Source organism: Clostridium sp. CX1 (genome assembly GCF_025398335.1).
GTDB lineage: Bacteria > Bacillota > Clostridia > Clostridiales > Clostridiaceae > Clostridium_AM > Clostridium_AM tanneri.
Window position 1 is genome coordinate 135,032 of record NZ_JAODOO010000009.1, and the last position, 14,948, is coordinate 149,979.

Below are 14,948 nucleotides of genomic sequence, written 5' to 3' on the forward strand. Positions count from 1 at the left end.
AAAAGGTTATTGTCCTATTTAAGTTATAATTCTATTTAAAAATATATTTTTGATAAAACTTACCCACCTATACAAAGGGAGAATTTCACTACTCAAGATTAAAATTGTATATTGAATTTTTGTATAAAATAATTTTCATCATATTTTCTTCTACTAAAATAATCTCTTCTTTGTTTAAATATATTATCATTCACTATCACCTTTGCCATGGCTTCATCAAAGCTTGGAAGTTCTTTTGATGCCCTTATTGCTTTAACTAAATTATCATAACCGAAGTGTGAATACACCATACATAAGAAGTTATATTGTACATTAAGGTAGGTTACTTCGTAACACCGTTTCTCTTTATAGAGGTGCTCTACTTCAACAGAGCAGTTAATCACCACTTTATAACCAAATAACCATAGTTTTAAGGATATTTCTTGATCTTCAACACCATAAACTTCAAAGTTTTTATCAAATCCACCAATCTCCTGAAAAACATCTCTTTTAATTGCTAAAGCTCCACCAGATAAAAAAGGTATCTCTGCAACTGTTTCTTCAGGCTTTCCTAACCATGTAAATTGGAGCTTATTATTCCAGGTTCCACCATATCCTCTAGCCTCTCCATCCATAACCTTTATAGTTGCAGCTACAGCATCAGCATCATTCTTTTCCAGGGTTTCTATTAGGTTATCAATCCAATAATCCGGCACCTTTGCATGTGCGTCACAAAAAAATAGATATTTCCCTTCTGCCGCTTCTGCACCTATGTTTCTGGCACCGGCTGTTCCCCCATTTTCGGTTCTGATAACTCTTATATTTTTATAAGCTTCTTTATTTTCATCTATAAAATTACAGCTTCCATCTGTAGAACCATCATCAACTATGATGATTTCATAGGACAGATTATTTTTGGAGTTTTTTATAGAATCTATTGTCCATTTTATGCTGTCAACCTCATTTTTACAAGGAACTATAACTGAGGCATAAAAGCCACTGTTATCGTTATCAATAATACTTTCTTCTTTAGAACAAATTACTTTACTAAGCATAGTATTAGTTTCCCCCTATTTTTAAATAGCTTTCATAGAGTACTTTTATACATTTATCCCAATTATAATTTTCTGTAACATAGGATTTTAAACTACAATTCTTATTTTGCTTCATTCCAAGTCGAACTGATTCGTAGACACTGTCTATATCATAAGGATTGCAGTAAAGTGCCATTTTCTTAAAGTACTCTTCAGCACAACCTTCACTTGTTGATACTATATTACATCCACTTGCTGCAGCTTCTAATGATGATAAACCTGGAGCCTCTAGAAAGGATGGCAGTACGTGAAGTTTAGCAAACCTGTAGGCATTATACACATTATAATTATCCATAAATCCCAGATACACTACATTTTTAAATTTCATACATTCATTAAAATAATTTTTATCTCCTATGTTTCCAACTAAAACTAATTGAGCTCCCAAATCGCTGCACACTTTAGCTAAAAGCAACTGATTTTTTCTTTTATCTATTGTGCCAACGCATAGGACATAATTATTTAAATTATGTCTTCCTTTGAAATTATAAAGGGGTACATCATCATTTTCCACTTCTACTCCATTGTAAACTACAGTACAGGGAACCCATCCCCCAAATTCTTTTTGTATTAATTCCCCTTCAGCCTTACTATTAGGAAATACCATCTTACATCCTCTTAATATCTCCGTTCTATATACTTTGCACCTATCCCATAACTTAATGCTTTCTAAATCATTAATATGATTATAGTATTTTTTAAAATCCCAGTATACAGAAGACAGTACTATACTTTTTTTATAGGACTTAGCTATTTTAAAATATTTATATGTTTCTCCTATCATGGTCAAGTTAAATAAATGTATTATATCATAACCAGAGTAATCCACTATATGGCCATTATTTATCTCTACACTTACTCCCATTTTCTTCAGGTGTTCTGCTGTTTTTATGACCTGTACAGAATCCCCTGCAAAGTTTCTATAATAATCTCCTCTTACGCAAAGTAGTATCTTCATAAGCAAATCCCCCTAAAAGCTTATATATTACTATAGTCTTAAAATATTATTATGCAATACTTTTAATCAATATCACGAATTGTTAGAATATTCTATTTGAGATATCAACTTTAAAGAAGTTGATATATACTTGCAGCCATAAAAAATCTATAGTGTATATAGAGGTTCCAAGTCAGAAAGTTACCTTATTCATTTCCTTATATAATTGAAATCCTTAGATTTTAAATAATAAATATTTACTTTTCTGTTTGGAACCCTATAAATTCTAAATTATCTTTTTACTTGCTAGGGTACTACTACTTTTGATAGATTATTTTAGATAAAAATCCTGTAAAATACTCAAGTTATTACCGTAGTTATCCATAGATGCATGAGGATGGTGTAAGTGCCATGTACTGAATCCATCTAACCGTGTATTGGCACCACAATGTTTATACATGGCCATTAAGAATGCATCGTCTTCACATCCCCATCCCTTAAACCGTTCATCAAATCCTCCAACCTTCTCAAAATATTGCCTAGGTACTATAACTATCTGACTATTTATACCAGTACAAGTATGACACCCAGTAAAATCAATATCACTCATAGTTATAGAAGGTTCTTGATTTAGCAGCCAAGTTGTTTGATCTTCTTTTAGAAAATTTGAATACACAAAGGGCAATACCCAAACATAATCTTTTAGTGCATCAATGCCAAGTTCTATTTGTTTTGTGTCAAAGGATATATCTGCATCAGCAATCATAAATATTTCTCTAGTTGCTCTCCTAGCAGCATCATTTATTGCAGCAGATCTAGAAAAGGGTTCTATATCTGAACTACCTATACATATTTCAGCATTAGGTAGCAAAGTCTCATATCTTCTTTTTATCCATTGCCAGTTTTTTTCACGGTATCCACCATCAGATTTAAAAGGTATGAGTACCGAAATTTTTTCATCAAACATAGTAAAGCATCCTTTCATATTTATATTTAAATATATCAAATCCTTATCCATGATTCTGGTATTAAATCCGAAGTATTCATGTCTTTATTATTAAACCAGTTTCTAGGGGCAATTACGATTTTACTATTATTTTTTCCAAGCCATGCTCCCCACCAGCTAAAGGTACTGTTAGCTATTATATGATGTTTGCATAAACTCATTAAATTCAAATCTTCATAATTCTTATCATTATCATTTATATCAACAAATGTCATTTTATATTTTAACTTAAGATTTTGTTTTACCCACTCCATATCATCTGAAAAGATAAAGAACTGAGGTTCATCTATTGAACTTGCAATTATATTTGCGGCATTATGGTAATACTCTAAAGAATAAAGTTCTTTAATTATAGAGTTTGGTACCCACAAATAGTCTCCTCGTCTAATATGAAGACTTATAGAATTACAGTTTTGGATTTTAGTAGCCATTTCCACATTGGGTAAACTTGATTTGTTTTTTAGTGTAAACTCTTGTCTTATTACCTCTTCAATATCTTTAAAGTATTTTTCACTTTGCCAATATCCCTGTAGATAAGCATCTCCCTGCAGATTTAATATTTCTTTATTAAAATGAAAATATTTTTCAGATATATAACATCGTTTTTTCATCTCTTCTATTTCTTTTTCGTCTGCTATATTTTCTATTGTATTAAAATATTTTAAGCAGTAGTTTCTATAGTAATTCTGTTTATACACTGGAATCTGGAATTTAACATCTGCTTTATTTACTATTGCTAATCTTCTTCCTAAGGCATATTGAAAAAACTGATTGCCTAGCCCTCCACCTACTGGCACTATAATCATTTGTAGTTTTCTCCTTTCTAGCGTCTCTTCTAATTATCTTTTGGATAATTTTTAATAAACCATTGGTATACTTCTTTTATTCCTTCTTCCAGTTCTATTTTATATCTCCAACCAAGACTATTTAGTTTATTAACATCTAATAATTTTCTAGGTGTTCCATCAGGTTTGCTGTCATCAAATTTTAGTTCACCTTTATATCCAACTATATTTGCAATTATTTTTGCTAGCTTTCTTATTGTAACTTCTCTTCCTGTTCCAATATTCACATGCTCCTCACCATCATAATTCTCCATAAGGTAAACACAGGCATCAGCCATATCATCTACATGTAAAAACTCCCTAAGAGGTTTGCCTGTACCCCATATCTCTACATAAGGTTTATTATTAATCTTAGCTTCATGAAATTTTCTTATAAGAGCCGGCATTACATGAGATGTCTGCAAGTCAAAGTTATCATTAGGTCCGTAAAGATTAGTTGGCATAACGCTTATGAAATTATCCCTATATTGTTTTTTAAAGAACTGGCACATTTTTAATCCTGATATTTTGGCAAGTGCATATCCCTCGTTTGTTTCTTCAAGATATCCAGATAACAAATATTCTTCCTTTATTGGCTGTGGACACATTTTAGGATATATACATGAACTTCCTAAAAATAGAAGCTTTTTAATCTTGGAGTCATGAGCCGCCTTTATTACATTACACTCTATCATTAAATTTTCATAAATAAAGTCTGCTGGAGCTTTATTATTAGCATTTATACCGCCAACTTTTGCTGCTGCTAGAAAGACATATTCTGGTTTTTGCTCCTTAAAGAACTCTCTTACCTTATCAGCATTTGTTAAGTCCAGCTCGCTGTGACTTCTTCCAATTATATTTTCATATCCTCTAGCTCTTAGATTTCTGACTATGGCTGAGCCTACAAGTCCCTTATGTCCTGCTACATAGATTTTACTATCTTTATTCATTAACATACTCTCCTATATTAATTGCTTGCTAACTCTATAAATTTAGACCTGCTATTTCCTTTAAATCCGCTTTTACCATCATATGCACTAGAGCTTTAAAATCAACCTTTCTCTTCCAGCCTAATTCTCTTTCCGCTTTCGATGGATTCCCCAATAATAAGTCAACCTCTGTAGGTCTAAAATATCTTTCATCTATATCTACAAGAATCTTTCCTGTCTTTTTATCTATTCCCTTTTCGTCTATGCCGTTATCTTTCCATTCTATATCTATACCTACTTCCTTAAAGGCCAGTTCCACAAACTCTCTTACTGTATGGGCCTCTCCTGTGGCAATGACATAATCTCTAGGCTTAATCTGCTGCAGTATTAACCACATAGCTTCAACATAATCCCCTGCATATCCCCAGTCTCTTTTAGCATCTATATTTCCCAGGGAAAGCCTTTCCTGATTTCCAGCCACTATATTTGCTACTGCCCTAGTTATTTTTCTTGTAACAAAGGTTTCCCCTCTTCTTGGTGATTCGTGGTTAAATAAAATACCATTACAAGCAAATAGGTCATAAGCCTCTCTATAATTAACAGTAATCCAATAGGCGTACTGCTTTGCTACTGCATAGGGACTTCTAGGATAAAAGGGAGTTCTTTCGCTTTGTGGTGCAGTATCTACTAATCCTCCAAAAAGTTCAGAAGTAGATGCCTGATAGAACTTACAATACAGTCCACTTTTTCTTATAGCATCTAATATTCTAAGAGTACCTGTAGCATTGGTATCTGTGGTATATTCCGGAACTTCAAAGGATACCTGAACATGACTTTGTGCCGCAAGATTGTATATTTCTTCTGGTTGAATTTTTTCTAACAATCGATTTAAGTTACTTGAATCAATTAAATCTCCATGATGAAGAAATAATCTCTTATTGCCTATCTCCGGGTTTTCAAATAAATGATCTATTCTCTTTGTATTAAAATTACTTGCTCTCCTTATAATGCCATGAACCTCATAGTCTTTATTTAACAAGAATTCTGTTAGATAAGAACCATCTTGTCCGGTTATACCTGTTATTAACGCTTTTTTCATATCAATTCACACTCTCTAATGTTTAGTTTTTTTTATAATAAGTTACAGTTAGTTTTAGATCATTAACAAACTATAGACAAAAACATTATATCAAGTACCATAAGATACAATTTTTTTTAAATTTACATAGTATATAGTATTACAACCTTTATGTAAGTGTTCATGCTTTAAATAAAATAAACCCTGAACTAATTAAGATACAATTAGTTCAGGGTTTATTTTGCATTGCTATTTAAAAGAGGATTATTCTGTTTTTTTTCTTTTACAAGACTTATTTGATTTTCCATAAGCTTGTGCTGCAGGTCTATTACCTTATACTTAGCCGATTGAAGCTGGAACTTAAGCTCTTTATTTTCAGATTTAAGTTCTGTATTTGCCTTCATATAACTTTGGGCAGTCTCCTGCATTATCTCCATTTCATTTGTAATCTTACGTATCTTTTCTTCTTTTCTCTCTAACTCTTGAATATTGGTACTGTTCTTTAATTTTTGTTGAAGCTCTAAATTATACTCTTCCATATGTTTTAACTGCTTCTTTAAAGATTCTATATCTGCTTCATAGTTCTTCCTGATTTTTTCAATATCCTCAAGCTTCTCTAAAAAACTCTCATATTCTTTTTGCTTTTTAAACATATCATCAACTATATTTACAGCAGAAAGAATAGCCGCAGAAGAAGTACTTAGTTTTTTATTATTCTCTAATATATTTCTTACCTTTTTATCTACATAGCCTGCTACCTTATGCAAGTATTCTTCTTGTTCTTCACCTTTTAAGTTATATTCCACACCATTTATCTTAACTGTTACAATATTCATGTGAACACCCTCTTAGATAATTACTCTTTACTCCAAGTTACTTACCACTATTCTACCATAAAGTTTGCATATATTAAACTATTTATTTTACCTTATTACAATATTAAAGAAAAATTCAAATTAAGTAATATAAAAAAATCAGTAGGTACCTAATGCCCTACTGATTTTTCCCTATTATCTAAGTTGTGCTCCTAGTCTATTCTCTAAAGTTCTTAAAATTTTATCATGAACCTTATTTACATCTGCATCTGTTAAAGTTCTATTTTCTACTCTGTAAACTAGGGCATAAGCTATACTCTTCTTTCCTTGTGGTACTTGTTCGCCTTTATATACGTCAAAAAGCTTAATACTTTCAACTATGTTTCCGCCCTGCTTCCACATTATATCTTCTATTTCCTGTACAAGTACATTGTCATCTACTAAAATTGCCATATCTCTTGTAACTGCTGGATACTTAGGAAGAGCCTTATACTTTTTATCTAAATTTGCATTACTATATAATACATCTAGATTCAACCCAGCAATGTAGCATCTTTCATCTATTCCATAGTTCTCAGCTACATCTGGATGAATTTCTCCTAAAATTCCTACTAAATCTTTCTTTATATAAAGAGCTGCAGTTTTTCCTGGGTGGAAGCTAGGGTTTTCACTTTCTCTCTTAAAGGAGAACTTTTCAATTCCTAAAGCTTCTAACATATTTTCAACTACTCCCTTTATATTAAAGTAGTCAACATCACCATATAGGCCTATTGTAGCTAGGTTTCTTTCCTCTGGAAGCTTATTTGAATCTTCATTAGGTATATATACTTTTCCCATTTCAAATAATCTTGCATACTCATTATTTCTTGAATAATTTCTAGCAAGAGATTCCATCATAGACGGTATAGTAGTAGTTCTCATTATGCTGTAGTCTTCTCCTAAAGGATTTCTTATAACTACAGCATTTCTTAAGCTGTTATCCTCTGGTAAAAGTATTCTATCAAAAACCTTACGGCTTACAAAGGAGTAACTGATAGATTGATTAAGTCCGCTTCCTATTAAAGCTTCTATTACTTTATCATCTAATCTTTGCTTTCTATTTTTTCCGCCTCTAGTGCTGGCACTCTTTTCAAGGGTAGTAGGAACATTGTTGTATCCATATATTCTTGCTATTTCTTCAGCTACATCTTCTTTTATATTTACATCTGCTCTGAAAGTTGGAACTTCAATGACTAGTATATCATCTTTTATTTCTGTAACTAAGTCTAATCTGTTTAGGTAGTCCTTCATATCTTCCTTTGAGATTTCTGTTCCTAGGAATCTATTTACCCAGTTACTATCTACTTCTACAGTATGAGACTGAAGCTTTTCAGGATATATATCAATAGTTCCCTCCATAACTTCCCCTGCACCTAACTCTTCAACTAGGTGACAAGCTCTGTCTATAGCTATTTCAGCTAAGTTAGGATCTAAATCTTTTTCAAATTTTGATGAAGCCTCTGTTCTAAGCCCTAATCTTTGTGAAGATACTCTTATGTTGGTGCCATCAAAATTAGCACTTTCAAAGATAATCTCTGTAGTATCTTCCTTAACTTCTGAGTCTAAGCCTCCCATTATTCCTGCAAGGCCTATAGTAGTTTCTCCATTTTTTATGTTAAGAACATCTGAATTTAGCGTTCTCTCCTCACCGTCTAAAGTAGTGAATTTCTCTCCTTCTTTAGCTCTCTCTACCACTATAGTTTTTGTAGTTATTTCTCTAACATCAAAGGCGTGCATTGGCTGACCAAGCTCTATCATAACAAAGTTTGTTATATCTACTATGTTGTTTATTGGTCTAACGCCAGCCTCTAAAAGTCTATCCTGCATCCAGCCTGGTGATGGCTGTATTTTTATGTTCTTTACTCCTCTAGCCATGTATCTTCTACATAGGTTATCTCTCACTTCTACTTTTAATTGCTCTTGAATATTATCCTTACATAAAGCCTTATAATCTAAAGGAGGCATTTTATAAGTTGTATTTAATGTTGCTGCAGTTTCTCTCGCCATTCCTATAATACTTAAGCAATCTGGTCTATTTGAAGTTATCTCTAAGTCTATTACAGAACTTGTCATGTCTAAAACTTCTTTTATATCTTTTCCAACAGGAGTATCAGAAGGAAGTATCATAAGTCCGTGAACTGGCTCATCTCCAGCTATGCCTAGCTCCTCTTCTGAGCAGAACATACCATTAGATACAACTCCTCTTAGCTTACCCTTTTTAATTTTTACTCCTTTATGGATTGTTGAGCCGTGAAGAGCTGCTGGAACTACATCTCCCTCTTTCATGTTAGTTGCTCCAGTAACTATTTGTATTGGCTCTGCCTCTCCTATATCTGCAAAACAAACAGATAACTTATCTGCGTCAGGATGTTGCTCTATTTTTACTAATTTAGCTGTAACAACATTTTCTATCTCATCACCGGTAGTTACAACTTCCTCAACCTTAGAACCACTTAAAGTTAGTCTATCTCCTAACTCCTTTGGTGAAATATCTATATTAACATAGTCCTTTAACCATTTAACAGGAACTTTCATTTCCAAATCCTCCTTATTTAATTAACTAGTAAAATTTCCTTATAGGTGATAAGCTTAACTGCTAACTCAGTTATAACCTATCTATAGCCCTCAATTAAAACTGATTTAAAAATCTCATATCACTTTCATACAGTTGTCTTATATCATCTATGCCATATTTAAGCATAACCATTCTGTCTACTCCGAAACCAAAGGCAAATCCGCTATATACTTCAGGGTCTATTCCACAATTTCTTAAGACATCTGGATGAACCATACCGCAGCCTAAAAGTTCCATCCAACCTTCACCCTTACATACTCTACAACCCTCTCCATTACATACGAAGCAAGTAGCATCCATTTCTGCTGAAGGCTCTGTAAATGGGAAATGGTGTGGTCTAAACTTAGTTTTTAGCTTATCACCGAACATCTTTTTAGCAAATAACTCAAGAGTACCTTTTAAATCTGCAAAAGTTATTCCCTTATCCACTACCAAGCCTTCCATTTGATAGAATATTGGTGAATGTGTAGCATCTACTGCATCTGAACGATAAACCTTTCCTGGTGCTATCATTTTTATTGGAGGCTTTTGATTTTCCATAGTTCTAACTTGTAGTGGTGATGTTTGTGTTCTTAAAACTAAATTATCATTTATGTAGAAGGTATCCTGCTCACCTCTTGCTGGGTGATTTTTAGGTATATTTAATGCTTCGAAGTTATAGTAGTCAAGCTCTACCTCAGGGCCTTCTTCTATTGAGAATCCCATAGATATGAATATTTCCTTCATCTCATTTAGAGTTTGCTCAAGTGGATGTCTCTTACCTAAGTTTTGTTTTATGCCAGGCATTGAGATATCAATTACTTCATTTTGAAGTCTTTCATTTTTTTCTTTATTTTTTATTTCTCTTGCGTATTCATCTAAAGCATTTTCAATAGAAGCTCTTACCTCGTTAGCTATTTTTCCTACCAAAGGTCTTTCTTCAGAAGACAATGCTCCCATACCTCTAAGTATTTGTGTTAATTCTCCCTTTTTACCAAGGTACTTAACTCTTATGTTTTCAAGCTGAGCGCTATTTTCAGCACTCTTTAATTCTTCAAGAGCACTATTACCTATAGCCTGTAATTTTTCTTTCATTTGATCTGCTCCTTTCTATTTTTAAAAAATACTATAACAAATAAAAAAAGTTCATCCCAAATAAGGGACGAACTCTTAAATCCGCGTTACCACCCAAATTGATACTGTAATAAACAATATCCTCTTTGTAAATTTATCGGTTATACCGCCAACTGCTACTATTATTTCACAATCAGAACTCCAGAGTGAACTTCAACATAAAGTATTCTGAGAAGGCTTCCAGCCATGACCTTCACTCTCTTAAAGAAACTATATATTTACTCTCTCTATCATAGTTAATATATGTAATTTTATATATCGTATTTTTTTATTTTACATATACATTCATAAATTGTCAATAAAAAGTTAGCTTAGCTTTTGCCTTACTACTTCAAACATCATAATTGATGCCGCCACTGACACATTTAGGGATTCAGCTCCTCCAGGCATAGGTATCTTCACCTTAATATCCGATAAGCTGATTATTTCATCACTTACACCATTTCCCTCGTTGCCCACTGCTATTATTACCTTATCTTTTAAATTTGCATCATAGAAATTACTTTTCGTATCCAATGAACTTACAACTAACCTAAAATCATTCTCTCTTAAAAAACGTAACTGCTCTAAGTTATCATCCTGTATAATAGGTATATGAAAAATCGAGCCCATTGTAGATCTTAAAGTCTTTTCATTATAAATATCTACAGTTCCCTTAGTTACTAAAATACCTAGCGCCCCTGCTGCATGGGCAGTTCTTATTATAGTTCCCATATTGCCAGGGTCTTGGACTTTGTCAACTAATATATAAAAACCTGATTTATTCTGTAAAACCATATTCTTATTATTAACTACAGCTACAATTCCTTGAGGTGTATCTGTGCTGCTGATAACTTTTAAAATTTGCTCTGTTACAACATATACCTTTGTATTCTTCTGAAGTTTAGTTTCAACATTGAAGTTATTCCATCTATCTTTAGCTTTTTCACTTATAAAAACCAGAGGAACTTCAAAGTCAGACTCTAATGCTTCAGAAACAAACCTAAAACCTTCAATTATAAATCTTTCACTTTCAGTTCTATGCTTTTTGTCTTTTAGCTTTTTTATTTCTTTAATTAATAAATTGTCCTTGCTTTGAATAGTTTCCAATTATAATTCACCCTTATCCTTTGATAACCTCTAGCTTATTTAAGCACTTATACTTACCAATTGCTACAATTACATCACCTTTTTGGATGGTATAATCTGAAGTAGGAGATATATCTATATCATCTGCTCTCTTTACAGCAACTACATTTATTCCGTATCTTGACCTCATATCTAGTTCTCCTAGGGTTCTACCATACCAGCTCTCTTCAGACATAATTTCTGCAATACTATACTCTGATGAAAGTTCAATATAATCTAGTACATTATCACCTACAAGGTCGTGAGCAACTCTTACACCGGTATCTCTTTCTGGGAAAACTACTTTATCTGCCCCAATTTTATATAAAATTTTTGCATGAAGTTCTGTGTTTGCCTTTGCAATGACATACTTAATGCCAACTTCCTTTAACAAAAGAGTTATCATAACACTATCTTGTATATCTACCCCTATTCCAACTATTGCCACATCAAAGTTATTTATACCTAATGACTTTAAATTTTCTTCGTCTGTAGCATCAGTATGAATAGCATGTGTTACATCCTCTGCTACATTTTGAACTCTTTCTTCATTAGTATCCACTGCTAATACATCATGACCTAGTTGATATAGAGTTTTAGCTACAGATGTTCCAAATCTCCCCAAACCTATTACAAGAAACTGTTTTTTATTCATAAAACCCACCTCTATCCAATTATAATTTTATCTTCAGGATATTTTATAGAACCAGGCATACTCTTTTGTGCAAGAGACAATGCCACTGTTAAAGGACCTAACCTTCCACAATACATAATAAAAGCAATTAAAAGCTTTCCCGGTGTACTAAGCTCCGGTGTTAACCCAAGGGTCAAACCTACAGTTCCAAAAGCAGATACAACTTCGTACACGATATAGTCTAAGGTAGTCTTTTCTGTTATACACAATATGATGGTGGCCACCAAGACAATACACATTCCTAAAGTTGCTACAACTAACGCTCTATACACAATTTCTTTTCCTATTCTTCTTTCATATATTTCAGCGTCTTCTCTTCCTCTTATAATAGAAACTACTGTAATAGCAAGTAAAGCTGCTGTAGTGGTTTTTATTCCTCCTGCTGTAGATCCTGGAGATCCACCAATGAACATAAGTACTATTGTTAAGAACTTTCCGCCCTCTGTCATATCTGCCGTAGGAACTGAGTTGAATCCAGCAGTTCTTGGAACCACTGAGGCAAATATGGAGTTTACTATCTTATCTCTTAAAGGCATATTAGCTATTGTTTTAACATTATTCATTTCGAATATAAACATTAAAATTGCCCCACCTACAATTAAAATCACTGTAGATATTATTACTATTTTTGAATGTAAAGATAACTTTTTAGTAGTTCTAAAGCTATATATTTCCTGCCAAACAAAGAATCCAAGACCTCCTATTGTAATTAATGATGCTATAGTCATTAATATTAATGGATTATCTGCATATGGAGTTACACTTCTAAATTCTCCTATTAAATCTATTCCTGCATTACAATAAGCAGATATAGAGTGAAAAATTCCATAATATATACCTTTGGCTACTCCAAATTCCGGTATGAATTGCGTTGCTAGTAAAGTAGCCCCAATAATTTCTACTAATATAGTAAATTTCAATAGATATTTTGACATCTTTACAAGGCCCTGTATTGAAAAAGAATTAAGAGATTGCTGGATAACAAGCCTCTCCTTTAAAGTAATTCTTTTTCCCATAAGTAATGCAAACAACGTAGCTATTGACATGAAACCTAGTCCACCAACTTGAATTAAACATAAGATTACAAACTGGCCAAAATTACTCCAATGGGTTCCTGTATCTACTGTTACTAATCCTGTTACACAGGTTGCTGACGTAGATACAAAAAGACAATCAATAAAATTAGTGTACTGTCCACTTCTTGAGGACACTGGCAGGGATAACAAAATTGCTCCAATAAAAATTACTGCGGCAAAACCTAACACTAATATTTGAATTTCGTTGACCTTGAACCACCGATTGATTGCTACCTTCATCTTAAGATACCTTCCTTATTTAATGATAATTTTTATTTATTAAATATTATCTGTAGTTCTAAAATAATTATTTATGACAAGTATATCCTATAGGCAATACTTGTCTACATATTAAAAGTTTAATAAGATTATAAGTAAAAGCTAGTATAATTGCTGGTTATTTGAAAAACTTCTATATTTGATGAGTTTACATAATTTATATGTCCATAAATATAAAAAATGCAGCGTCATCGCTGCATCTTTTATGTATATTAAGCGTTTAATTGCTTTTTAGCTATTTCAACTAATTCAGTGAATGCTTTAGGGTCATTTATAGCTATTTCTGAAAGCATCTTTCTGTTTATATCGATACCTGCAGTTTTTATACCATTCATGAATTTAGAATATGAAAGACCATTCATTCTTGTAGCTGCGTTTATTCTAGCTATCCAAAGTTTTCTGAAGTCTCTCTTCTTTAATCTTCTTCCAACATAAGCATTTCTTAATGCTCTTATAACAGTTTCATTAGCTGTTTTAAATAACTTGCTTTTTCCACCATAGTATCCTTTTGCAAGTTTTAATATTTTTTTATGATATTTACGAGCGTTTACGGCTCTTTTTACTCTTGCCATTTAAAAATCCTCCTTCTAGAGCCTACTACTTAGCGTAAGGCATTAATGTTTTCATTGTTTTTTCTTGAGTTTCTGAAACATATCCAGTCTTTCTAAGATTTCTCTTAGTTTTTGTGCTCTTCTTAGTTAATATATGGCTCTTGAAAGCTTTTGCTCTTTTAAGCTTACCTGTTCCTGTAACTTTGAATCTTTTTGCAACACTTTTTTTAGTTTTCATTTTTGGCATAATAAATTCCTCCTCTCAATTATGCTTTCTTTGATGATAAAATCATTATCATGTTTCTACCTTCTAATTTTGCTTCTTTTTCTAGAATGCAGACATCTTCAACTTTAGTATAAAAATCAGCTAGTATTTTTTTACCTATATGTGAATAATCAGCTTCTCTACCTCTAAACCTAACAGTTACTTTAACTTTATCTCCTGCAATCAAAAATTTTCTTGCATTGTTAGCTTTTATTGAAATATCATGTTCTTCGATAGTTGGACTAAGTCTAATTTCCTTTACACTAATAACTTTTTGTTTCTTCTTAGCCTCTTTATCTTTTTTAGCTTGCTCATAAATGAATTTACCATAATCCATTATTTTGCAAACTGGCGGGTTAGCATTTGGTGATATCATAACTAAATCTAACTCTTTTTCTTCTGCCATTCTAAGTGCATCTCTAGATGCTAGGATACCTAACTGAGAGCCATCATCCCCAATAACCCTAATTTCTTTTTCTCTTATTTCCTCATTTAAAAGAAGATCTTTACTAATAACTTTCACCTCCAGTGAATTTATAGACATTAATTTATTTAAACATAAAAAAGGACGGCAAAGCCGTCCTTAG

At 32.5% G+C, this 14,948-nt stretch carries 15 protein-coding genes and 2 other annotated features (1 of these 17 cut by a window edge); all 15 genes read right to left on the reverse strand.

Going from position 1 to position 14,948, the window contains the following annotated elements; translation table 11 throughout:
* Positions 1-98: 98 nt before the first annotated feature.
* Complete coding sequence (locus N4T77_RS11780; RefSeq protein WP_261671998.1) at positions 99-1,034, reverse strand: glycosyltransferase; 936 nt, start codon at positions 1,032-1,034, stop codon at positions 99-101.
* A gap of 4 nt (positions 1,035-1,038) precedes the next feature.
* On the reverse strand, positions 1,039-2,031 hold the full coding sequence (locus tag N4T77_RS11785) for a glycosyltransferase family 4 protein (RefSeq protein ID WP_261671999.1): 993 nt from the start codon (positions 2,029-2,031) through the stop codon (positions 1,039-1,041).
* A 310-nt stretch (positions 2,032-2,341) separates the two neighbouring features.
* On the reverse strand, positions 2,342-2,977 hold the full coding sequence (locus tag N4T77_RS11790; protein ID WP_261672000.1) for a galactosyltransferase-related protein: 636 nt from the start codon (positions 2,975-2,977) through the stop codon (positions 2,342-2,344).
* A 35-nt stretch (positions 2,978-3,012) separates the two neighbouring features.
* Positions 3,013-3,822 carry an alpha-1,2-fucosyltransferase gene (locus N4T77_RS11795; RefSeq protein ID WP_261672001.1) on the reverse strand — a complete coding sequence of 270 codons (810 nt, stop codon included), beginning with the start codon at positions 3,820-3,822 and terminating at the stop codon, positions 3,013-3,015.
* Between the two features lie 29 nt (positions 3,823-3,851).
* Positions 3,852-4,790, reverse strand: a complete 939-nt coding sequence (locus N4T77_RS11800) for a GDP-L-fucose synthase (protein WP_261672002.1) — start codon at positions 4,788-4,790, stop codon at positions 3,852-3,854.
* A gap of 34 nt (positions 4,791-4,824) precedes the next feature.
* Positions 4,825-5,868 (reverse strand): GDP-mannose 4,6-dehydratase, encoded by a 1,044-nt coding sequence (gmd, locus tag N4T77_RS11805; RefSeq protein WP_261672003.1) that lies wholly within the window; start codon positions 5,866-5,868, stop codon positions 4,825-4,827.
* Between the two features lie 215 nt (positions 5,869-6,083).
* Positions 6,084-6,683, reverse strand: coding sequence for a cell division protein ZapA (gene zapA, locus N4T77_RS11810; protein ID WP_261672004.1), 600 nt, complete (start codon positions 6,681-6,683; stop codon positions 6,084-6,086).
* 174 nt (positions 6,684-6,857) lie between these two features.
* Complete coding sequence (gene pheT / locus N4T77_RS11815) at positions 6,858-9,236, reverse strand: phenylalanine--tRNA ligase subunit beta (RefSeq protein WP_261672006.1); 2,379 nt, start codon at positions 9,234-9,236, stop codon at positions 6,858-6,860.
* Between the two features lie 94 nt (positions 9,237-9,330).
* Entirely contained in the window at positions 9,331-10,350 is a 1,020-nt protein-coding gene (gene pheS / locus N4T77_RS11820; protein WP_261672007.1) for a phenylalanine--tRNA ligase subunit alpha, read from the reverse strand.
* 60 nt (positions 10,351-10,410) lie between these two features.
* Positions 10,411-10,632, reverse strand: a binding site (T-box leader).
* A 63-nt stretch (positions 10,633-10,695) separates the two neighbouring features.
* A complete protein-coding gene (locus tag N4T77_RS11825; protein ID WP_261672008.1) occupies positions 10,696-11,478 on the reverse strand; it encodes an RNA methyltransferase in 783 nt (260 codons plus the stop codon).
* Positions 11,479-11,491: 13 nt separating this feature from the next.
* Positions 11,492-12,151, reverse strand: a complete 660-nt coding sequence (locus N4T77_RS11830) for a TrkA family potassium uptake protein (protein ID WP_261672009.1) — start codon at positions 12,149-12,151, stop codon at positions 11,492-11,494.
* An 11-nt stretch (positions 12,152-12,162) separates the two neighbouring features.
* Positions 12,163-13,506, reverse strand: coding sequence for a TrkH family potassium uptake protein (locus tag N4T77_RS11835; RefSeq protein ID WP_261672010.1), 1,344 nt, complete (start codon positions 13,504-13,506; stop codon positions 12,163-12,165).
* Between the two features lie 251 nt (positions 13,507-13,757).
* Positions 13,758-14,117 (reverse strand): 50S ribosomal protein L20, encoded by a 360-nt coding sequence (gene rplT / locus N4T77_RS11840; RefSeq protein ID WP_261672011.1) that lies wholly within the window; start codon positions 14,115-14,117, stop codon positions 13,758-13,760.
* Positions 14,118-14,142: 25 nt separating this feature from the next.
* Positions 14,143-14,343 carry a 50S ribosomal protein L35 gene (rpmI, locus tag N4T77_RS11845; RefSeq protein WP_261672012.1) on the reverse strand — a complete coding sequence of 67 codons (201 nt, stop codon included), beginning with the start codon at positions 14,341-14,343 and terminating at the stop codon, positions 14,143-14,145.
* 19 nt (positions 14,344-14,362) lie between these two features.
* On the reverse strand, positions 14,363-14,905 hold the full coding sequence (infC, locus tag N4T77_RS11850) for a translation initiation factor IF-3 (protein ID WP_261672013.1): 543 nt from the start codon (positions 14,903-14,905) through the stop codon (positions 14,363-14,365).
* Positions 14,906-14,915: 10 nt separating this feature from the next.
* Positions 14,916-14,948, reverse strand: a sequence feature (ribosomal protein L20 leader region); it runs 80 nt beyond the window's last position.

Excerpts from the sequence above, each read along its gene's own strand:
- N4T77_RS11780 (WP_261671998.1), bottom strand. The coding sequence starts at position 1,034 with ATGCTTAGTAAAGTAATTTGTTCTAAAGAAGAAAGTATTATTGATAAC.
- N4T77_RS11785 (WP_261671999.1), bottom strand. The coding sequence starts at position 2,031 with ATGAAGATACTACTTTGCGTAAGAGGAGATTATTATAGAAACTTTGCA.
- N4T77_RS11790 (WP_261672000.1), bottom strand. The coding sequence starts at position 2,977 with ATGTTTGATGAAAAAATTTCGGTACTCATACCTTTTAAATCTGATGGT.
- N4T77_RS11795 (WP_261672001.1), bottom strand. The coding sequence starts at position 3,822 with ATGATTATAGTGCCAGTAGGTGGAGGGCTAGGCAATCAGTTTTTTCAA.
- N4T77_RS11800 (WP_261672002.1), bottom strand. The coding sequence starts at position 4,790 with ATGAATAAAGATAGTAAAATCTATGTAGCAGGACATAAGGGACTTGTA.
- gmd (WP_261672003.1), bottom strand. The coding sequence starts at position 5,868 with ATGAAAAAAGCGTTAATAACAGGTATAACCGGACAAGATGGTTCTTAT.
- zapA (WP_261672004.1), bottom strand. The coding sequence starts at position 6,683 with ATGAATATTGTAACAGTTAAGATAAATGGTGTGGAATATAACTTAAAA.
- pheT (WP_261672006.1), bottom strand. The coding sequence starts at position 9,236 with ATGAAAGTTCCTGTTAAATGGTTAAAGGACTATGTTAATATAGATATT.
- pheS (WP_261672007.1), bottom strand. The coding sequence starts at position 10,350 with ATGAAAGAAAAATTACAGGCTATAGGTAATAGTGCTCTTGAAGAATTA.
- N4T77_RS11830 (WP_261672009.1), bottom strand. The coding sequence starts at position 12,151 with ATGAATAAAAAACAGTTTCTTGTAATAGGTTTGGGGAGATTTGGAACA.
- N4T77_RS11835 (WP_261672010.1), bottom strand. The coding sequence starts at position 13,506 with ATGAAGGTAGCAATCAATCGGTGGTTCAAGGTCAACGAAATTCAAATA.
- rplT (WP_261672011.1), bottom strand. The coding sequence starts at position 14,117 with ATGGCAAGAGTAAAAAGAGCCGTAAACGCTCGTAAATATCATAAAAAA.
- rpmI (WP_261672012.1), bottom strand. The coding sequence starts at position 14,343 with ATGCCAAAAATGAAAACTAAAAAAAGTGTTGCAAAAAGATTCAAAGTT.
- infC (WP_261672013.1), bottom strand. The coding sequence starts at position 14,905 with ATGTCTATAAATTCACTGGAGGTGAAAGTTATTAGTAAAGATCTTCTT.